Origin of the sequence: Comamonas sp. (genome assembly GCF_036666375.1) — a bacterium.
GTDB lineage: Bacteria > Pseudomonadota > Gammaproteobacteria > Burkholderiales > Burkholderiaceae_C > Comamonas.
In genome coordinates this window covers 11,217-29,905 of sequence record NZ_JAVWWA010000037.1, presented here as the reverse complement: position 1 = coordinate 29,905, position 18,689 = coordinate 11,217, and the positions used below count along the sequence as shown (strand labels likewise).

General features: G+C 65.9%; 17 protein-coding genes. 7 read left to right on the top strand and 10 right to left on the bottom strand.

Translation table 11 applies throughout. The features are described 5' to 3' along the window. Positions 1 to 67: 67 nt before the first annotated feature. The 5 genes from rlmH to RR928_RS11285 all read right to left on the bottom strand — a co-directional run bounded on the left by rlmH (position 68) and on the right by RR928_RS11285 (position 4,571). A complete protein-coding gene (gene rlmH, locus RR928_RS11305; RefSeq protein ID WP_332536679.1) occupies positions 68 to 535 on the bottom strand; it encodes a 23S rRNA (pseudouridine(1915)-N(3))-methyltransferase RlmH in 468 nt (155 codons plus the stop codon). 13 nt (positions 536 to 548) lie between these two features. After that, positions 549 to 1,382: a ribosome silencing factor gene (gene rsfS, locus RR928_RS11300; RefSeq protein WP_332536681.1), complete on the bottom strand. Its 834-nt coding sequence runs from the start codon at positions 1,380 to 1,382 to the stop codon at positions 549 to 551. Between the two features lie 219 nt (positions 1,383 to 1,601). Continuing rightward, on the bottom strand, positions 1,602 to 2,570 hold the full coding sequence (gene hemF / locus RR928_RS11295) for an oxygen-dependent coproporphyrinogen oxidase (protein WP_332682550.1): 969 nt from the start codon (positions 2,568 to 2,570) through the stop codon (positions 1,602 to 1,604). A gap of 1 nt (position 2,571) precedes the next feature. Then, the gene (purD, locus tag RR928_RS11290) at positions 2,572 to 3,855 is read right to left on the bottom strand and encodes a phosphoribosylamine--glycine ligase (RefSeq protein ID WP_332536685.1); all 1,284 of its coding nucleotides are present in this window, start codon (positions 3,853 to 3,855) and stop codon (positions 2,572 to 2,574) included. Next, complete coding sequence (locus tag RR928_RS11285; RefSeq protein ID WP_332536686.1) at positions 3,852 to 4,571, bottom strand: YebC/PmpR family DNA-binding transcriptional regulator; 720 nt, start codon at positions 4,569 to 4,571, stop codon at positions 3,852 to 3,854. The genes purD and RR928_RS11285 overlap by 4 nt, the downstream gene beginning before the upstream one ends. Before the next feature lie 79 nt (positions 4,572 to 4,650). Between RR928_RS11285 and RR928_RS11280 the strand changes: the two genes are divergently transcribed. Both RR928_RS11280 and RR928_RS11275 read left to right on the top strand, forming a co-directional pair. Next, positions 4,651 to 6,162: a helicase HerA-like domain-containing protein gene (locus RR928_RS11280; protein WP_332682547.1), complete on the top strand. Its 1,512-nt coding sequence runs from the start codon at positions 4,651 to 4,653 to the stop codon at positions 6,160 to 6,162. 61 nt (positions 6,163 to 6,223) lie between these two features. Next, positions 6,224 to 7,087, top strand: a complete 864-nt coding sequence (locus tag RR928_RS11275; protein ID WP_332682545.1) for an enoyl-CoA hydratase-related protein — start codon at positions 6,224 to 6,226, stop codon at positions 7,085 to 7,087. A gap of 83 nt (positions 7,088 to 7,170) precedes the next feature. Here the strand turns inward: RR928_RS11275 and RR928_RS11270 are convergent, their stop codons facing one another. After that, the gene (locus RR928_RS11270; RefSeq protein ID WP_332536690.1) at positions 7,171 to 8,958 is read right to left on the bottom strand and encodes a pyrroloquinoline quinone-dependent dehydrogenase; all 1,788 of its coding nucleotides are present in this window, start codon (positions 8,956 to 8,958) and stop codon (positions 7,171 to 7,173) included. 81 nt (positions 8,959 to 9,039) lie between these two features. Next, complete coding sequence (locus RR928_RS11265) at positions 9,040 to 9,828, bottom strand: c-type cytochrome (RefSeq protein WP_332682543.1); 789 nt, start codon at positions 9,826 to 9,828, stop codon at positions 9,040 to 9,042. A gap of 548 nt (positions 9,829 to 10,376) precedes the next feature. Between RR928_RS11265 and RR928_RS11260 the strand changes: the two genes are divergently transcribed. Further along, on the top strand, positions 10,377 to 11,351 hold the full coding sequence (locus tag RR928_RS11260; RefSeq protein WP_332536694.1) for a threo-3-hydroxy-L-aspartate ammonia-lyase: 975 nt from the start codon (positions 10,377 to 10,379) through the stop codon (positions 11,349 to 11,351). Positions 11,352 to 11,421: 70 nt separating this feature from the next. Further along, positions 11,422 to 12,051 carry a uracil phosphoribosyltransferase gene (upp, locus tag RR928_RS11255; RefSeq protein WP_332536696.1) on the top strand — a complete coding sequence of 210 codons (630 nt, stop codon included), beginning with the start codon at positions 11,422 to 11,424 and terminating at the stop codon, positions 12,049 to 12,051. A 123-nt stretch (positions 12,052 to 12,174) separates the two neighbouring features. Here the strand turns inward: upp and RR928_RS11250 are convergent, their stop codons facing one another. Continuing rightward, a complete protein-coding gene (locus RR928_RS11250) occupies positions 12,175 to 13,587 on the bottom strand; it encodes a M20 family metallopeptidase (protein ID WP_332536698.1) in 1,413 nt (470 codons plus the stop codon). Between the two features lie 140 nt (positions 13,588 to 13,727). Here RR928_RS11250 and RR928_RS11245 point away from each other — a divergent pair, with 140 nt between their 5' ends. Beyond that, on the top strand, positions 13,728 to 14,657 hold the full coding sequence (locus RR928_RS11245) for a LysR family transcriptional regulator (protein WP_332536700.1): 930 nt from the start codon (positions 13,728 to 13,730) through the stop codon (positions 14,655 to 14,657). 99 nt (positions 14,658 to 14,756) lie between these two features. After that, complete coding sequence (locus tag RR928_RS11240; protein ID WP_332536702.1) at positions 14,757 to 15,740, top strand: Bug family tripartite tricarboxylate transporter substrate binding protein; 984 nt, start codon at positions 14,757 to 14,759, stop codon at positions 15,738 to 15,740. Between the two features lie 21 nt (positions 15,741 to 15,761). Here RR928_RS11240 and RR928_RS11235 read toward each other — a convergent pair whose 3' ends face one another. Then, complete coding sequence (locus tag RR928_RS11235; RefSeq protein WP_332536704.1) at positions 15,762 to 16,466, bottom strand: YebC/PmpR family DNA-binding transcriptional regulator; 705 nt, start codon at positions 16,464 to 16,466, stop codon at positions 15,762 to 15,764. Between the two features lie 221 nt (positions 16,467 to 16,687). Here RR928_RS11235 and RR928_RS11230 point away from each other — a divergent pair, with 221 nt between their 5' ends. Beyond that, the gene (locus RR928_RS11230) at positions 16,688 to 17,884 is read left to right on the top strand and encodes a PQQ-dependent sugar dehydrogenase (protein WP_332536706.1); all 1,197 of its coding nucleotides are present in this window, start codon (positions 16,688 to 16,690) and stop codon (positions 17,882 to 17,884) included. On the opposite strand, the gene RR928_RS11225 is transcribed toward RR928_RS11230, so the two are convergent. After that, the coding region (locus RR928_RS11225; protein WP_332682539.1) for a phosphate/phosphite/phosphonate ABC transporter substrate-binding protein at positions 17,871 to 18,689 on the bottom strand (819 nt) is incomplete at its 5' end. The genes RR928_RS11230 and RR928_RS11225 overlap by 14 nt on opposite strands.

Here is an 18,689-nt window from a genome sequence, read left to right as displayed (position 1 = left end):
CCGTACTCAAGTGATGAGTACAGGCCGTTCATGGGTCTAAAGAGGCGCCAGCTCGCGCCACCGTCCCTTACTCGCGATGGTAAGGATGACCTGCATTCACCGACCAGGCGCGGTACAGCTGCTCGATGAGCAGCACGCGCACCATGGCGTGCGGCAGCGTCAGGTCGGACAGGCGTATGCGCTCGTGCGCGGCCTGGCGAAACGCCGGATCGAGCCCGTCGGGCCCGCCTATCACCAGCGCCACATCGTCGCCTTCGAGCTGCCAGCCCTGCAGACGCTGGGCCAGGGCCTTGGTCGTGAGGGTCGTGCCGCGCTCGTCGAGCACCACGATGCGCATGCCGCGCGGAATGGCCGCCTCGATGCGCTCGCGCTCGGCGGCGTAAAGCGTCTCCAGCGTCTTGGAGCCGCGCGGCTCGGTCTTGACCGCCTTGAGCTCCACCTTCAACTCCGGTGGAAAGCGCTTGGCGTAATCGTCGTAAGCCGTCTGCGCCCAGTCGGGCACGCGCAGGCCCACGGCCACGATCAAAAGCCTCATCCTTCAGGCCCGATCAGGAAGCCTTGCGGGGAGCGCGCTTGGCGGCAGGCGCCGCGGGCTTGGCAGTGCGCGGCACCGAAGGCTTGACCACGACGGTCTGGACCTTGGCGGCGACCTTCTTGGCGGCGGGCTTCTTGACGGCAGCGGGCTTGGCTGCAGCCTTGGCCGCGCTCTTGGCTGCGGTCTGGGCGGCTTCCTTGGCCACGGCGTTGGCTGCCGTCTTGGCTGCGGTCTTGGCGCTGGCGGCCGGAGCTGCCAGGCCCTTGGCCACGGTCTTGGAGGCCGGCTTACCGGCGGCGGGCTTCTTGGCGGCTGCCGGCTTGGCCGCAGTCTTCTTGGCTGCGGGCTTGGCGCTGTCTGCGGCCTTGGCCTTGGACTTGGGGGCTGCCTTGGCATCCGACTTGGCGGCCTTTTGCGCGGCCTTCTTGTCGGCCAGCACATTGGCGGCCGAAGGCGCGGGCTTGGCGGCGCCGAGCTTCAGGCGCACGGGCTTGTCGCCCCAGATCTCTTCCAGGCGGTAGTACTGGCGGATCGCGGGCTGCATGATGTGCGCCACGGCCGAGCCGCAGTCGACAATGATCCATTCGCCGTTTTCTTCGCCTTCCATGCGCGGCTTGTCGAAGCCGGCTTCCTTGACGGCGTCGCGCACGCTGGCCGCGAGCGCCTTGGTCTGGCGGTTCGACGTGCCCGATGCCACGATCACGCGTTCAAACAGTGGCGACAGGTGTTCGGTATTGAAGACCTGGATGTCTTGCGCCTTGACATCCTCCAGGCCATCGACGATGGCGCGCTGGAGCTTGGTGACGTCTTTTTTGGCGGCGGTTTCCGTTTTGGGGGTGGTGGTCATCAGGCGATGTATAGAAAAGGTTGTTCAATATAGCGCGCATCCGGGCTCAATGCCTTCTGCGGCTTGCCCCCCCGCGGTGTACCGCAGACCGGGCTGTTGCTTTGTTATTGGAATGATATGCGTGCCGCATCTGCGCGGTCAGCTATCGAAATTATAGTTTTTTGCAGCATAACCCCGCTGCGCGCACATCAAGCCCGTCAGAACGGCGGGCCTGCAGGCTCAAAGCCAGTCGCGCCGCACGAGGAATTCACGCGTCAAGGCCGCTTCGGGCGAGCCCTGGGCATCCTCGCGCTGGTAGCTCCAGCAGGCATGCGGCGGCATGGACAGCAGGATGGATTCCGTGCGCCCGCCCGACTGCAGGCCGAAATGCGTGCCCCGGTCCCAGACCAGGTTGAACTCGACATAGCGGCCGCGCCGATAGCGCTGGAACGCCACCTCGCGCTCGCCATAGGGTGTGTCCTGGCGGCGCGCGACGATGGGCAGATAGGCCTTGAGCAGACTGTCGCCCACCGAACGCAGCATGGCAAAGCTCTGTTCGGGCGGCAGCTCGCAGAAATCGTCAAAGAAGATTCCGCCCACGCCGCGCTGCTCGTCCCGGTGCTTGAGATAGAAATACTCGTCGCACCAGGTCTTGAAACGCGGGTAAAGATCGGCGCCGAACGGCGCCAGCGCATCGCGGCAGCCGCGGTGGAAATCCACCGCGTCCTGCTCGAAGCCATAGACCGGCGTCAGGTCGAGCCCGCCACCGAACCAGCGTGTGGGCGCCTGGCCCGGATGACCGGCCGAAATCATGCGCACGTTCATGTGCACCGTGGGCACATAGGGGTTGCGCGGGTGGAACACCAGCGACACGCCCATGGCCTCGAACGGCGCGCCGGCCAGCTCGGGCCGGTGCTGCGTGGCCGAGGGCGGCAGCTGCGCGCCGCGCACATGCGAGAAGCCGCAGCCCGCGCGTTCGAACACCAGGCCGCCTTCCATGATGCGCGTGATGCCTTCGCCCTGCAGACGCTCCTCGGGCCCCTTGGCCCAGGCATCGGCCAGGAAATGGCCAGCGCCCGCGCCCTCGCCCCCGGCGCCGCTTTCAACGGCTTCGAGGGCGCTGCAGATCGCGTCCTGCAGCCCCGTGAGGTAGGCGCGCACGTTGTCGACGCTTGCAAGCGTTGCGCTGATTGATTCCACCGGCTGCATCTCAGCTCTTGATGGCGCGAAAGCCGATGTCGCGGCGGTACTGCATGCCATCGAAATGGATGCTGCGCGCCACGTCATACACGCGCACCTGGGCCTGCTTGACGCTGTCGGCCAGCGCGGTCACGCACAGCACGCGTCCGCCTGTGACCTGGGGCTGGCCGTTAACCAGCGCCGTGCCGGCATGGAAGACCATGGCGTCATCGGTTTCCGCGGGCAGACCGGTGATCACGTCGCCCTTGCGCGGCGCTTCGGGATAGCCATGGGCGGCCATCACCACGCCCAGCGCGGTGCGGCGATCCCATTCGAGTTCGACCTGGTCGAGCTTGCCATCGACCGCTGCGGCCATCACGTCGACCAGATCGCTCTTGAGGCGCATCATGATCGGCTGGGTTTCGGGGTCGCCCATGCGGCAGTTGAATTCCAGCGTTTTCACATGGCCCGTGGGATCGATCATCAGACCGGCGTAGAGGAAGCCCGTGAACGGAATGCCGTCGCGCTCCATGCCGCGTATCGTCGGCAGGATGATTTCGCGCATCGCCCGGGCATGCACGTCGGCCGTGACCACGGGCGCGGGCGAGTAAGCGCCCATGCCGCCGGTGTTCGGGCCTTCGTCGCCGTCCTTGAGACGCTTGTGGTCCTGGCTGGTGGCCAGCGCCAGCACGTTCTTGCCGTCGCACAGCACGATGAAGCTCGCTTCCTCGCCTTCGAGGAATTCCTCGATGACCACGCGTGCGCCGCCGTCGTTGTGGCTCACGCCGTACTTGTTGTCGACCAGCATGAAGTCGACGGCGTCATGTGCTTCCTGTGCCGTAAGCGCCACGACCACACCCTTGCCCGCGGCCAGGCCGTCGGCCTTGACGACGATGGGCGCGCCCAGTCGGTCGATGTAGGCATGGGCCAGCGCCGGGTCGCTGAACGTTTCGTAGGCCGCCGTGGGAATGCCATGGCGCGCCATGAAGGCCTTGGAGAAGGCCTTGGAGCTTTCAAGCTGCGCCGCGGCCTTGGTCGGGCCGAACACCTTGAGCCCGTGGGCACGGAATTCGTCGACCACGCCGGCCGCCAGCGGCGCTTCGGGGCCGACCACGGTCAGGCCGATCTTTTCGGCCTGCGCCCATTCGCGCAGCGCCACGACATCGGTCAGGGCCAGGTTTTCGAGCTTGCCGCCCGCCAATGCCGTGCCACCGTTGCCGGGTGCAACAAACACCTTGGTCGACTTGGGCGATTGCGCCAATTTCCACGCCAAAGCGTGCTCACGGCCTCCGCCGCCAATCACAAGAATTTTCATAAGTCTGCGTTGTGGTAAACGTCTTGAACGTCGTCCAGGTCTTCGATCATGTCCAGCAGCTTTTGCATGCGGGTCGCGTCATCGCCTTCGAGGGCGATGGTGTTTTCAGGGCGCATGGTCACTTCCGCCACTTCGGGCTTGAGGCCCGCGGCTTCCAGTGCGTTGCGTACGGCTTCAAAGTCGGCGGGCGAGGTCAGCACCTCGATGGCGCCCTCCTCGTCGGTGACCACATCCTCGGCACCGGCTTCGAGCGCCAGTTCCATGACGCGGTCTTCCGAAGTGCCCGGTGCAAAAATGATTTGTCCGCAGTGCTTGAACTGGAAGGCCACCGAGCCTTCCGTGCCCATGTTGCCACCATATTTGCTGAATGCGTGGCGCACATCGGCCACCGTGCGCACGCGGTTGTCGGTCATGGTGTCGACAATGATCGCCGCTCCACCAATACCGTAGCCTTCGTATCGGATTTCCTCGTAGTTCACGCCTTCGAGGTTGCCCGTGGCCTTGTCGATGTTGCGCTTGATGTTGTCAGCCGGCATATTGGCTGCCTTGGCTTTCTCCACCGCGAGGCGCAGCCGGGGGTTGGCATCCAGGTCGCCGCCGCCCGTGCGTGCGGCCACCATGATTTCCCGAATGATACGGGTCCAGATGCGGCCCCGTTTCTCATCCTGGCGACCCTTGCGGTGCTGGATATTTGCCCATTTGCTGTGTCCTGCCACAGGAATTCCTTTGGTATTGATTTAATCTACTGCTGGCGATTTTACTTTTGACGGCACGCATTTCCAGAGGAACCTCGTTATGGCCCCACCACTCTTGATCGCACAGCACTCTGCCACAGAATGCGCGCTGCTGCCCGGCCTGGCGAATCGCCACGGCCTGATCACCGGCGCCACGGGCACCGGCAAGACCGTGACGCTGCAAAAACTCGCCGAAAGTTTCTCCCAGATCGGCGTGCCGGTGTTCCTCGCCGACGTCAAGGGCGACCTCGCGGGCATCAGCCAGACGGGAAGTATCGGCGACAAGCTCGCGGCCGCGCTCAAGGAGCGCGGCATTGCCCTGCCCATGCCGCTGGCCTGCCCGACCACGCTGTGGGATGTGTTTGGCGAGCAGGGCCACCCGGTGCGCGCCACGGTGTCCGACATGGGTCCGCTGCTGCTGGGCCGCATGCTGGCGCTCAACGAGACGCAGATGGGCGTTCTCAACCTGGTGTTCAAGATTGCCGACGACAACGGCCTGCTGCTGCTCGATCTCAAGGATTTGCGCGCCATGTTGCAGCATGTGGGCGACAACGCCAAGCAATTCACCACAGAATACGGCAACATCAGCGCCGCGAGCGTGGGCGCGATCCAGCGCGGGCTGCTGCAGATCGAGAGCCAGGGCGGCGACAAGTTCTTTGGCGAGCCCATGCTCAACATCCAGGATCTGATGCAGACCGATGCCGGCGGCCAGGGCGTGGTCAACATCCTGTCGGCCGAAAAACTGATGAACGCGCCGCGGCTGTACTCGACTTTCCTGCTGTGGATGCTGTCCGAGCTGTTCGAGCAGCTGCCCGAAATCGGCGACCCGGAAAAGCCCAAGCTGGTGTTCTTCTTCGACGAGGCCCACCTGCTGTTCAACGACGCGCCCAAGATGCTGCTCGAGCGCATCGAGCTGGTCGTGCGCCTGGTGCGCTCCAAGGGCGTGGGCGTGTATTTCGTCACGCAAAACCCGCTGGACATTCCCGACAGCGTGCTGGCCCAGCTGGGCAACCGCGTGCAGCACGCGCTGCGCGCGTTCACCCCGCGCGACCAGAAAGCCGTCAAGGCCACGGCCACCACCATGCGCCAGAACCCGGGCCTGGACATAGAGACCGCGATCACCGAGCTGGCCGTGGGCGAGGCACTGATCAGTTTCCTCGACGAAAAAGGCCGGCCCGGCATCACCGAGCGCGTCTACGTGATTCCGCCGGGCAGCCAGATCGGCCCGATCACCAGCGCCCAGCGCCAGGCGCTGCAGCAGTCGTCGCTGGTCGCCGGCGTCTACGAGAAGACCGAAGACCGCGAGTCGGCCTATGAGATCCTCAAGCAGCGCACGGCCCAGGCCACGCCCGCGGCCGGCGGCGGGGCGGCGCCCGCGGGCCAGGCCCAGGATTCGGGAATGATGGGCGGCTTGAACGACCTGCTGTTCGGCAGCACCGGACCGCGCGGCGGCAAGCGCGACGGACTGGTGCAGACCATGGCCAAGTCCACCATGCGCACCATGGGCAACTCGCTGGGCAAGCAGATCCTGCGCGGCGTGCTCGGCAGCATCATGGGCGGCGGCAAGCGCTGAGCGCCGGGGCCGCGTCACCGGAGTGACGCGCGCCCTGCCCGCGCGCCCCTACAGTGAGGCCATGACCGCAACCAACGCCTCCCCCTCGCTGCACTGCTTTGCGCTGACCTGGCATGGCGCCGTCGCCCACCTGCAGCTCAACCAGCCCGACAAGCTCAACACCATGCACCCGCTGTTCTGGCGCGAGCTCGACGGCGTGCTGCAGCAGCTGCACAACGCCGGCCAGGCGCGCGCGCTGGTCATCAGCAGCACCGGCAAGCACTTCAGCGCGGGCATGGCGCTGGAGACCTTTGCCGACCCGGGCTTCGCGCCGCAGGACCGCACGCCCGAAGGCCGGGCCGCGCTCAGCGACACGCTGGCCGACATGCTTGCCACGTTCAACCGCATGGAACGGCTGCGCATGCCGGTGATCTGCGCCATCCAGGGCGGCTGCATAGGCGGCGCGGTCGACCTGGTCAGCACGGCCTGCATCCGCTACGCGACGCGCGACGCGTTCTTCTGCATCCAGGAAATCAACATCGGCATGGTGGCCGACCTGGGCACGCTGCAGCGCCTGCCCAAGCTCATTCCCATGGGCATCGTCAAGGAGATGGCCTATACCGGCCGACGCCTGCCCGCCGAGCAGGCGCTGGCCCACGGCCTGGTCAACGCGCTGTACGACACGCCCGAGGCGCTGCTTGAAGCCGCGCTGGCCTGCGCCCATGAAATTGCCGCCAAGCCGCCGATTGCCATCTGGGGCACCAAGCAGGCGCTGGACTACGCGCGCGACCACAGCGTGGAAGACAGCCTGCGCCAGATGGGCTGGCTGCAGTCGGGCATCTGGAGCAACCGCCATGTGAGCGAAGCGGTGCAGGCGCGCCAGGAAAAGCGCGCGCCAGAATTTCCGCCGCTTGCGCCCTTGCACGCGTTCGCTGATCCCCGCTGAAAGAAAAAACCCCGCCGACATCGCTGCGGGCGGGGTTTGTCGGCGCCAGGTCTTGCGACCTGCGCGCGCCATCCAGGGATGGATTACTTGGCGGGCTTGGCGTCAGGCAGCGCAAACACGAACAGCGAGTGACCGCTGTCGTTGACGTTCTTCAGTTCGGGGTTCACTGCCACGGCCGTAGGCGTCTGGGCGTGCGGGCCGGTGGTGATGGCGATGTACTGCTTGCCGTTGACGCTGTAGGTCATGGGGTTGCCCGACACCGAAGTGTTGAGCTTGCTGTTCCACAGCAGCTTGCCCGAGGCCTGCTCGAACGCCGTGAAGTTGCGCATGCTGTCGCCCACGAACACCAGGTCGCCGGCCGTGGTCAGCGCCGAGGAGGTGAACAGCGCGGCCTGCTTCTTGACCCATTCCATCTTGCCGGTCTTCACGTTGAACGCGTAGAAACGGCCGGTGTTGGTCTCGCCGGGAGCTGCCTGGGCAGGGCCCGACTTCTGGAAGCCCAGCGCGCCGCCGGTGACGTATTCACCTGGATTGGGCGTCAGGTCACGGCACGATTCGGCCATGGGGAAGTAGAACGAGTTGGTCTTGGGGCTGTACGCGCCGGCTTGCCACAGCTTGCCCAGCGAACGGCCGCCGCAGACGTGCACGGTCTGGTCTATGGTCTTGGAGATCAGGTCGGCGTTGGGGATGGACTTGCCATCCTTGGTGAAGCCCTTGACCACGTTCTGGTAAGCGGTGTCACGCGCCCACAGCAGGTCGCCCGAATCGCGCTCCAGCACGAAAGCCGTGCCGTACTTGCCGGGAACCGTGACGATCACGTCGTACTTCTTGCCGGGCTTGACCTTGGCGCTCATGTAGCGCACTTCCTTGGCTTCGGGAGCGATTTCCGACTCGACCAGCACGCGTTCGAACACGCTGTCCAGATCCCAGTCGTCACGGCCCAGATGCTGGTAGTACCACTTGACCTTGCCGGTCTTGGCATCGATGGCCAGCGTCGAGTTGGTGTACAGCGTCGCGCCGCCGGTCGTGCCGCGCACGGATTCGGCCCACGGAATGGGCATGCCCACGCCCCAGAACAGGGTGTCGCGCTTGGCGTCATAGGCGCCGGTGATCCAGGCCGAGCCGCCGTAGCGGTTTTCGGGAGGAATACCGTTCCACGAAGCTTCCACTTCCTTGCGCGTCAGATCGGACAGCGTGTTGACGCGCCAGACTTCCTTGCCGGTCTCGGCGTCGTGCGCCATGATGAAGCAGCCGCCGCCGGTGTCGGCAATCGAGCAGCCCGACATGCCGGTGTAGATCAGGCCGTTGACGACCATCGCGCCCGCGGTGTAGCTGAAGCCCTTCTTCCAGTCGGCCGCCTGGCTTTCCCACAGCGACTTGCCGGTCTTGGCGTCCAGCGCGACGATCTTGGCGTCGGGCGTGGTCAGGTAGACCTTGTCCTTGTACAGCACGATGTTGTTGCGCTGGCGATCGGCCTGGCTGGCGTGGTAGCCGCCGGTCCACTCGGGGTTCTTGTGCTTGTATTCCCAGATCAGGTCGCCATTGGTCGCGTCCAGGGCCTGAACCACAGCGCGGTTCATGCCGACAAACATCACGCCGTCACGCACCAGCGGAGCGACTTCGGTCAGGCCGCCCACGGGCAGCGACCACGACCATTCCATGCGCAGTTCGCCCACGTTCTTGGTGTTGACCTGCTCGAGCGGGCTGTAGGCCTGGTTGTCGACCGTGCGGCGCCACATCAGCCATTCACCGGCTTCGGGGTTGAGCACGTTGGCGTCCGTCACGGGACGGTAGGCGGCCATGTCAGCAAACGCTGCGGGCACGAAAGTGGCGCTGATCGCAGCAGCCAGGGCAAGGGTCTTGAAATTCATGAATGCAAATTCCGTCAAATAGGGGGAAAGGCATGAGGCATCCTGCGCGCGGGCCGGGGCCGGCGCTGCGGGAATCGGGGCTCAGCGCAGTTTCTTGACTTGGTCCACGGTGATGCCGCCGAGCTTGTTGCCCCAGGCATTGCGCGCGAAGGTGGCGATCGCGGCCACATCGGCGTCCGCGAGCATGGGGGCGAAGCTGGGCATGTCGCCGCTGCCGACCAGGATCTGCTTGATGAAGGCTTCGTCGTTGCCTATCATCTTGTTGCCCTTCAAAGGCGCGCCAAACGCACCTTCGCCGTTCGGGCCGTGGCAGCCGGCGCAGGTCGCGGCGTACTTGTCCTTGCCCAGTTCGAACTGGGCGGCATCCACGGCAGCGACCGTCTTCACGGCGGCCGCAGCTTGTGCAACCTTGGGGGCGGCCGTATTGATCTTGCCCACGGTGGTGACTGCATAGGCCACCTTGTTGAAGCCCTGGCCATTCACCTCGCCCGCCGCCTTGTCGCCGGCAAAGGTGTACAGCGGCAGGCCGTTGAACGTGGCTTGCAGCGTGCCGTCAGCGCGCTTGACGGCGCCGACCAGGCCCTGGGCCAGCAACCAGCCCTGGGGCTTGGCACTCAATGCCTTCACGGGCGTGAACTGCGATTGGCAGGCCTTGTCGCAGGCGGCCAGCGCGGCGGCTTTTTCTTCGCTCTTTTGCGAGTCGGTCAACAGCGTGTAGGCCGTCTGGCCGTTGGCTGCGGCAACCAGCTTGCCCAGCGACTGGGTCTTGCCTTGGATCAGTGTGAAATTGTTTGTGGGCTGTGCCAGCAGGCTGACAGGAGCCATGAACGCAGCAGCCGACAGGGCTGCCACCAGGGTCTTCACGTACATGATTGTTGTGCTCTTTTCGTGGTTGAACTACAAAAGTTCGCGAATCGTTGCACAAAATTTCCATATACAAAAAGACACACAATGCAATAAGGCCTCACCCTGATTGACTTGACATGGATCAATCAAAGCAAAGATTGCATCCGCACTTCGGCTTTTAACCAGCGTCAGCGGCCGCCTTTTACCTCCGTAATGCCCGCAACAGCCGCGATCTTCCGTACAGGGCCGACCAATTGACCCTATACCCCCATAAAAAACATTGAAATGTAAATGGGATTCATTCTTATCTTCTTTCTTTGCAGGAGTTTGCTTTATTTTCAGAAATTTGTGAAATTCCTGAAATACAAGAATAGTTACCATTTTTTACACATGAAACCGACTTCCAAGGGAACATATTTCGCGTTTTGATCACGCGTTGACGGCAGGCGGCTGTCCTTGGGCCATGGGCGGCACGGCTGCGCGACGCTGATATTCAGCAGTGGCGATGCCTCGCGCAGGGCTGGCGGCTCGCTATGATGGGCTGCATATTCCAACGTCCTGCAAAGCCTCCCATGCCCTCTACTGCCACCTCTCTTCCCAGTTACGCAGATGTATCAGCAGCCGCCCAGCGGCTGGAGGGCATCGCCCACCGCACGCCGGTCAAGCGCTCGCGCACGGCCGACGCGCTGCTGGGTGCGCAGCTGTTCTTCAAGTGCGAGAACATGCAGCGCATGGGAGCCTTCAAGTTCCGCGGCGCCTACAACGCGCTGTCGCAGTTCACTGATGCCCAGCGCAAGGGCGGCGTGCTGGCCTTTTCCTCGGGCAACCATGCGCAGGCGATCGCGCTGTCGGCGCGGCTGCTGGAAATGCCGGCCGTGATCGTCATGCCAGAGGACGCGCCGGCCGCGAAGATGGCCGCGACGCGCGAATACGGCGCCCAGGTAGTGACCTACAACCGCTTCACCGAGGACCGCGAAGCCATCAGCGCCCAGCTTGCCCAGCAGCGCGGCATGACACTGATTCCGCCGTTCGATCACGCCGACGTGATTGCCGGACAGGGAACGGCGGCCAAGGAACTGTTCGAGGAAGTTCCCGACCTCGACTATCTGTTTGTGTGCCTGGGCGGCGGCGGCCTGCTGTCGGGCAGCCTGCTGGCAGCGCAGCAGCTCGCGCCGCAGTGCAAGGTCTACGGCGTGGAGCCCGAAACCGGCAACGACGGCCAGCAATCGCTGCGCAGCGGCGCGCTGGTGCGCATTCCCACGCCCAAGACCATCGCCGATGGCGCACAATCCCAGTCCCTGGGCGATATCACCTTTGCACTGATCCAGCCCGCGGTCGAAGACATTCTTACCGTTTCAGACGAGCAATTGGTTCAGGCGCTGCGCTTTTTCGCCGAACGTATGAAAATCGTGGTCGAGCCCACGGGTGCCCTGGCCTATGCCGGGGCCCTGCATGGCGGCATCGAGCTCTCGGGAGCCCGTGTCGGCGTCATCATCAGCGGCGGCAACGTGGACCTCGATCGCTACGCCCGTTTTCTGGCGGATTGATGTCTGGCCGCCACCGGCCTGCGGACCTGGTCTGCAGGCCCTCCATTTCCCTGTCGAACAAACAACCTAAATGAGCCAAGTTCATCTTATAGACCACCCGCTGGTCCAGCACAAACTCACGCTGATGCGCCGCAAGGAGGCCAGCACCAACAGCTTCCGCCGCATGCTCGGCGAACTCAGCACCTTGATGGCCTACGAGATCACGCGCGACATGCCGCTGCAGGACATCGAGATCGAAACGCCCATGGAAACCATGACCGGCAAGGTCATCGATGGCAAGAAGCTGGTGCTGGTGTCCATCCTGCGCGCGGGCAACGGTTTCCTGGACGGCATGCTCAATGTGGTTCCCGGCGCGCGCATCGGCCACATCGGCCTGTACCGCGACCCGCAGACCCTGCAGCCCGTCGAGTACTACTTCAAGATGCCTTCGGAGATGGCCGAACGCGACATCATCGTCGTCGACCCCATGCTGGCCACGGGCAATTCGGCCGCGGCCGCCGTGGCGCGGCTCAAGCAACTGAGCCCCAAGTCGATCAAGTTCATGTGCCTGCTGGCCGCGCCCGAAGGCATCGCCACGATGCAGAAGGCCCACCCCGATGTGGCCATCTATACCGCGGCCATCGATCGCGAACTCGACAGCCACGGCTATATCCTGCCGGGCCTGGGCGACGCCGGCGACCGCATCTTCGGCACCAAGTAAAGCCCACGGCAGAGGCCTGCCGTCTCCCGGCGTCCGCCGCAATGGCCAGGACGCATACAGCACGGCATGCGGCAGCCCGCATCCGTGCGATACCTCAGCTGCTCGCCGCCGCGCACTGCACCATCAGCGCACCGCTCGACAGGCCAGCGCAATCTGCGCGCCCTGCTCTCCCAGATCCCAGAACAGACCCGCCATCAGCGCCAGCGCCTCGCGCGCGACGCTGGCCAGCAGATGCTCGTTCGGCGCATGCTGCGCGCAGGCCGGGTACGAATGCGGCACCCACAGCGTGGGCTGACCCAGCACCATCGAAAACACATCGTTGGGCAAGGTGCCGCCCAGGTTGGGCAGCAGCGCCGGAGCCTTGCCCGTGCTGCGCTCCATGGACGCCAGCGCCCATTGCACCCAGGGATTGTCGGGGTCCAGCCGCGTGGCTTCCATCAGCGGGCCGCTTTGCTCCACCTGCACGTCGCTGAAGCCGTGCGTGTCCAGGTGGGCGCGCAGGTGCTGCATGAAGTTTGCGCTGTCGCTGCCCACCACGTAGCGCACCTGGCAATGGGCCGATGCATGGCCCGGAATGGCATTGGCCGGAGCTTCGGGGTTGCCGGTCTTGAAGGCCAGCACTTCCAGGCAGTTCCAGCCGATCACGCGCTCGGCCGGGCTCAGTCCGGGTTCGCCCCAGTCGACGTCGATCTGCGGGTCGTCGGCGCCGCCGCCAACGTCAATGGTCTGCAGCGCCTGGCGCACGTTGTCGGGCAGGCTCGCGGGCAGCAGGCCGGGCACCAGGATGCGGCCCTGGGCATCGACCAGCGAGGCAATCGCATGCGCCAGGCGCACGCCGGGGTTGCGCAGCAGGCCGCCCCAGTTGCCCGAATGGTGACCCGCCGGGCGCAGATGTATGCGCAGATCGAAGTTCACTCCGCCGCGCGAACCCAGGAACAAGGTGGGCCGCTGGGCCGCGACGCGCGGGCCGTCTGAGGCCAGGAACAGGTCGGCGCGCAGCGCCTCGCGGTGCAGTTCGCAGACTTCGCGCAGGCCGGGCGAGCCGACTTCCTCGCCCATCTCCAGCAGCAGCTTGAAGCTGTAGCCCAGTCGCCCCTGGCGCACAGCCAGCACCTGCTGCAAGGCCGCCAGGTTGATGCTGTGCTGGCCCTTGTTGTCGGCCGTGCCACGGCCGTACCAGCGGTCGCCATCGACCACCAACGCCCAGGGCTCCAGGCCCGGGTTCCACTGCGCGGCGTAGCCGCGCACGACGTCGCCATGGCCATAGCTGAGTACGGCGAACGGCGCATCGGCTTCGCTACGCTCGGCAAACAGGAACGGCGGCCCGCCGGCGACCGGGTTGGGCCAGATCTGGCACACGAAGCCCAGCGACTCCAGCAGCGGCACCATGTGCGCGTGCAGGTAAGCAGACATCACGGGCGCCTGTGCGGGCTCCTGGCTTTCGGTCGCCAGCGCCACGCGCTGCGCCAGGGTCTGGCGCAGTTCGCCGCTGTCAAAGTAGTCGGTGGCGCGCTGCAGCGCCTGGTCTCGGCTCATGGGGTGGTTCTCCGGTGTGCATGGGTGTCGGCACCATGCCGATCGATGGAGCGAGCGTAGAGACAGCGCTGCGTCAACACAATCACCGTATTTTCAAACTACCATTGCCGAATCGGCAAACCATCACCGCAGACTCTCCCGTGCACGCCCACCAATTGCAAGACACCGCGCTGCGCTACTTTCTCGAAGTGGCGCAAGTCGGCTCCCTGACCGAAGCTTCCCTGAGGCTGCATGTCGCCACATCCGCCATCAGCCGCCAGATCAGCGGGCTGGAGCAGACCCTGGGCACGCCGCTGTTCGAACGCCAGCCGCGCGGCATGGTGCTGACGGCGGCGGGCGAAATCCTGGCCGTGCACGCGCGGCGCAGCCGCATGGACGCCGAACATGCGCTCGAAGGGATACGCGCGCTGCAGGGCCTGCGCTCGGGCAAGGTACGTCTGGCCGTCACCGAGGGCTTCGCCGGCGAATTCCTGCCGCGCCTGATGCAGCAGTTCCGGCTGCAGCACCCGCAGATCCAGTTCCAGGTATCGGTCTTGCTTCCGGCCGAGGTACCCCAGCAGGTGCGCCAGGCCAATGCCGACATGGGCCTGACCTTCAGCCGCCAGCCCGAGCGCGACATCCGTGTGGAATACCGCCAGCCCGCGCCGCTGCTCGCCGTGATGCGCCCCGACCACCCGCTGGCCGGGCTCAAGACCGTGAGCCTGCGCGCCATGTGCGCCCATCCGCTGGCCCTGCCCATGCCCAGCACCACGGTGCGCCAGATGATAGACATTGCCTGCAGCCGCCAGCAGTTGCCGCTGGAGCCGGTGCTGACCACCAACCACTGGCCCACGCTGGTCGGCTTTGTATGCCACGGCGGCGGCCTGACGGTCGCCGGCGAAGTCACGACCCGGCAGATGGTGACCGCAGGCACGCTGCGCGCCATTCCCATCCGCGACCACGGCATGGGCTTGCGCGACATCGAGCTGCAGACCCTGGCCGGGCGCACCCTGCCGCATGCGGCGCAGCGTTTTCTCGACTATCTCAAGACCATGCTTCCCGCGGCTACGGACACCGAAGGTAAACCCTGATCATTGCCGATTCGGCAAAGCTGGGTTTCAAATTCTCTGCTGGTGGCAAGGCGGCAATCTTTCTACGATGCAGACAATACTCTTGCCACCGCTGCCACCATGACCACACGTCGCCATTTCCTGAACGTCTCCCTGCTCGGCGCCGCGGCGCTCGCCAGCCCCTGGGCCCAGGCGCAAACGCCCAGCTACCCGCACAAGCCGATACGCATCGTCGTGCCTTTCGGGCCCGGCGGCGCGACGGATGTGGTGGCGCGCAGCGTCGCCGACAAGCTGTCGTCCCGGCTGGGCCAGCCGGTGATCGTGGAGAACAAGCCCGGCGCTAGCACCATGATCGGTGCCGACGCCGTGGCCAAGGCCGCAGCCGACGGCTATACGCTGATGGTCTCGGGCTCGTCGACCTACACCGTAGTGCCGGCGCTCAAGGAGCGCATGCCCTACGACCCGCACAAAGACCTGGCGCTGATCGCGCTGCTGGTCAAAGCTCCGCTGGTGCTGGTGACCGGCCCGGCCACGCAGGCCAAGACAATGGCCGAACTCGTGGCGCTGGCCAGGTCCAGGCCCGGAGAGCTGAGCTACGCGACCTTCGGCACGGGCTCCGCGCCCCACCTTGCCGGTGAAATGTTCGCGCACGAAGCCGGCATCAAGGTGCTGGCCGTGCCCTACAAAGGCAGCGCGCCGGCCTCCATGGCGCTGCTGGGCGGCGAGATCCACTATGCGATCGACACGATTCCTTCGGTCGGGCCCCACATCAAGTCGGGCAAGATGCGCGCGCTCGCCGTGACCTCGGTGCAGCGCGCCAGCACGCTGCCCGACGTTCCCACCCTGGGTGAACTGAAGCTGGGCAAGGCCAGCTTCGACGGGTTCTACGGGCTTGCCGCGCCCGCGGGCACGCCGCAGGCCGTCCAGCAGCTGCTGGGGCGCGAACTCGCCGCCATCATGGCCTTGCCCGATGTGAAGGAAAAGATGCTGGCCGCGGGCCTGGAGCCCGGGTTTCTGGATGCGCCCGCGTTCAAGGCAAAAGTGGCCGATGAAATAGCCACGTTCAAGGCCGCGGGCAAGCGCGCCAACATCGTGATGGAATGATGGCGCGCGGGTGCAGGACTTTTAGTCGACCAAACCGACGAACATGTTCTGCACATCGTCGTTATCGTCAATGCCCGCGAGGAAGGTCTGCACTTCCTCCAGTTGCTCGGCGCTCAGGCTGGACGCGCTGATCGGGGTCTTGGCCTTGTAGCCGAGCTTGGCCGACAGCACCGTGAAGCCCTGAGCCGGCAGCGCCTTGCTGACCAGATCCAGATCGGTGGGGTCGGTCAGGAACAGCGTGCTGCCTTCGGCGTCGCCGGCCTCGAAGTCCTGCGCACCGGCTTCGATCGCCGCCACTTCGGCGTCGGCACCCGGCTGGGCGGGTTCGGCTTCGATCATGCCCACATAGTCGAAGTCCCAGGCCACGGCGCTCATCTGGCCCTTGCGGAAGGCGACGCGCATTTCGGGCGCCGTGCGGTTGACGTTGTCGGTCAGGCATTCGACCATCACCGGCACGCGGTGGGGCGCGTAGCCTTCGTAGATCACATGTTCGAAATTGACGGTTTCGCCCGTCAGGCCCGCGCCCTTCTTGATCGCGCGCTCAAGCGTGTCCTTGGGCATGGACACCTTGCGGGCCTGCTCGACGACCAGGCGCAGCTTGGAGTTCGCAGCCGGGTCGGCACCGCCGCGTGCGGCGACCATGATTTCCTTGGCCAGCTTGCCAAACAGCTTGCCCTTGGCATCGGCAACCTGTGCCTTGCCCTTCGATTTCCACTGCGCGCCCATGAATTGTTTTCCTTCAGGTGAAAGGCGCGCACGCCCCATCCGGGCACGCGCACCCCAAAGGGTGGAGGTTATACACCTGTGAGTGGCGCCGTGATTTAGCCAAGTGCATTGCAGGGGTATGCGGCGCTGGTGCAAGGTACGCAAAACTATGCTGGCACGGCGAGGTGCTTCGCCGGCCCTCTGCCCCGCCCCTTGTTTGCCATTTCCGGAGAAGCCTGCCCATGCGTTCCCATTCCACCCTCCTCATCGCGGCCTGCGCGGCAGCCCTGGCGGGGGCCGCGCCGGCCGGCGCGCAACCTCTGGCCGTCTCGCCCGCGGGCGCCGATGCCCCGGCCGTCGAGGCCAAGGCCATCGCCAGCGGGCTCGAAAACCCCTGGGGGCTGGCATTCCTGCCCGAGGGCCGCTACCTGGTCACCGAGCGGCCGGGCCGCATGCGCATCGTCGAAGCCGACGGCCGTCTGCTCGCGCCGCTGGCCGGCCTGCCCAAGGTCGCCGCCGGCGGCCAGGGCGGCCTGCTTGACGTGGTGCTCGACAGCGATTTCGCCAGCAACCGCACGCTGTACTTCTGCTTTTCCGAGCCCGGCGCCGACGGCAATACGGCGGTAAACAGCACGGCGCTGGCGCGCGCCACTCTCTCTGCGGACGCGACACGCCTGGAGAACGTGCAGGTGATCTTCTCGCAGCAGCCCAAGTACGCGAGCCGCCTGCATTTCGGCTGCCGCATCGTCGAGCGCGAAGTCGGCGGCAAGCCCGACGGCACGCTGTTCCTGGCGCTGGGCGAGCGCTCCACGGCCAAGGAAGAGGCGCAGAACCTGCGCAGCCATTTCGGCAAGGTGGTGCGCGTGGGCAAGGACGGCAAGGTGCCGAGCGACAACCCGTTTGCGGGGGGCGCCTCAGCCGGCCGCACCGACGCGCTGCCCGAAATCTGGAGCTACGGCCACCGCAGCCCCCAGGGCGCGGCGCTCGCGCCCGATGGCAAGCTCTGGGTGCACGAGCATGGTCCCCAGGGCGGCGACGAAGTCAACCAGCCCCAACCCGGCAAGAACTATGGCTGGCCCGTGATCACCTACGGCGAGAACTACGGCGGCGGCGCGATCGGCAAGGGCATCACGGCCCAGCCCGGCATGGAGCAGCCCGCGCATTACTGGGTGCCGTCTATCGCCCCCTCGGGCATGGCCTTCATCACCAGCGACCGCTATGGCACGGCCTGGAAAGGCCAGATGGTGGTCGGCGCGCTCAAGAGCCAGATGCTCGAGCGCCTGACACTGCAGGACGGCAAGATCACGGCGCGCCACTTGATGCTGGCGCAACTGGGCCAGCGCGTGCGCGACGTGCGCCAGGGCCCGGACGGCTGGCTCTATCTGTTGACCGACGCGCGCAACGGCCAGCTGCTGCGCGTGCAGCTCAAGGCGCGCTGAGTCCCAGCATGGCCTCGACCTGGGCATAGTCGCTTTCATCGACGGCCACCAGCCCCTGTTTGCCCAGCAGCCGCAGCGCCGGCAGCAGCAGTTGCTGGCGCGCCAGCAACACCGCGAGCAGCCGGGCCTGCAGCGCGGGGCACAGCTTGCGGCGCACGACCAGCGGATCGGTGGGCAGCGGCGGCGACATCCACAGCGTGCGCAGCGCGCCGGCCTCAACGGACCTGCGCTGCTGCGCCAGCGTCAGGCTATCGCTCGATACGAATGCCGCGTCCACGAGCCCGTGGGCCACGGCCGCGATCGCGCGCGTATGCGAGCCCGCGTACGAGACGCGTGAGAAGTAGTCTTCGAGCCGCATGCCGGTCTGGGCTTTCATCGCCTGGCGCGGCAGCAAGGCCCCCGAAGTGCTGGCCGGATCGACCAGGCTCAGCGTCGCGCCGCGCAGGTCCTGCCAGCGCCGATAGCGCGCGCCGCTGCGCACGATCAGCAGCGCGTGATAGCGCGTGAGCACTCCGGCGTTCTTGACCATCGCCGCCAAGGGCCGCGCCGAGGCGCCGCTGCGCTGCATCTGCACATAGGTGGCGGGACCGAGTTCGGCGACATCGATGCGCCCGCCCTGCAGGCCCTGCACCACGGCGGAATACGATGCCGCGGACACCAGGTCCACGGGCATGTCCAGCGCGCCGGCCAGCAGCGCGCCCAGCAGACGGTAGCCGTTGGCCTGCGCATCCTCGTGGTTCTTGGGAATGAAGGCCAGCCGCAGCCGCCGCGGGTGCTCGCAGGGCGCGGCGGCCGATGCCGCGGC

Excerpts from the sequence above, each read along its gene's own strand:
- RR928_RS11250 (WP_332536698.1), bottom strand. The coding sequence starts at position 13,587 with ATGAGCCGAGACCAGGCGCTGCAGCGCGCCACCGACTACTTTGACAGC.
- RR928_RS11260 (WP_332536694.1), top strand. The coding sequence starts at position 10,377 with ATGCCCTCTACTGCCACCTCTCTTCCCAGTTACGCAGATGTATCAGCA.
- RR928_RS11280 (WP_332682547.1), top strand. The coding sequence starts at position 4,651 with ATGGCCCCACCACTCTTGATCGCACAGCACTCTGCCACAGAATGCGCG.
- RR928_RS11265 (WP_332682543.1), bottom strand. The coding sequence starts at position 9,828 with ATGTACGTGAAGACCCTGGTGGCAGCCCTGTCGGCTGCTGCGTTCATG.
- upp (WP_332536696.1), top strand. The coding sequence starts at position 11,422 with ATGAGCCAAGTTCATCTTATAGACCACCCGCTGGTCCAGCACAAACTC.
- hemF (WP_332682550.1), bottom strand. The coding sequence starts at position 2,570 with ATGCAGCCGGTGGAATCAATCAGCGCAACGCTTGCAAGCGTCGACAAC.
- RR928_RS11270 (WP_332536690.1), bottom strand. The coding sequence starts at position 8,958 with ATGAATTTCAAGACCCTTGCCCTGGCTGCTGCGATCAGCGCCACTTTC.
- RR928_RS11230 (WP_332536706.1), top strand. The coding sequence starts at position 16,688 with ATGCGTTCCCATTCCACCCTCCTCATCGCGGCCTGCGCGGCAGCCCTG.
- rlmH (WP_332536679.1), bottom strand. The coding sequence starts at position 535 with ATGAGGCTTTTGATCGTGGCCGTGGGCCTGCGCGTGCCCGACTGGGCG.
- RR928_RS11240 (WP_332536702.1), top strand. The coding sequence starts at position 14,757 with ATGACCACACGTCGCCATTTCCTGAACGTCTCCCTGCTCGGCGCCGCG.
- purD (WP_332536685.1), bottom strand. The coding sequence starts at position 3,855 with ATGAAAATTCTTGTGATTGGCGGCGGAGGCCGTGAGCACGCTTTGGCG.
- rsfS (WP_332536681.1), bottom strand. The coding sequence starts at position 1,382 with ATGACCACCACCCCCAAAACGGAAACCGCCGCCAAAAAAGACGTCACC.
- RR928_RS11275 (WP_332682545.1), top strand. The coding sequence starts at position 6,224 with ATGACCGCAACCAACGCCTCCCCCTCGCTGCACTGCTTTGCGCTGACC.
- RR928_RS11235 (WP_332536704.1), bottom strand. The coding sequence starts at position 16,466 with ATGGGCGCGCAGTGGAAATCGAAGGGCAAGGCACAGGTTGCCGATGCC.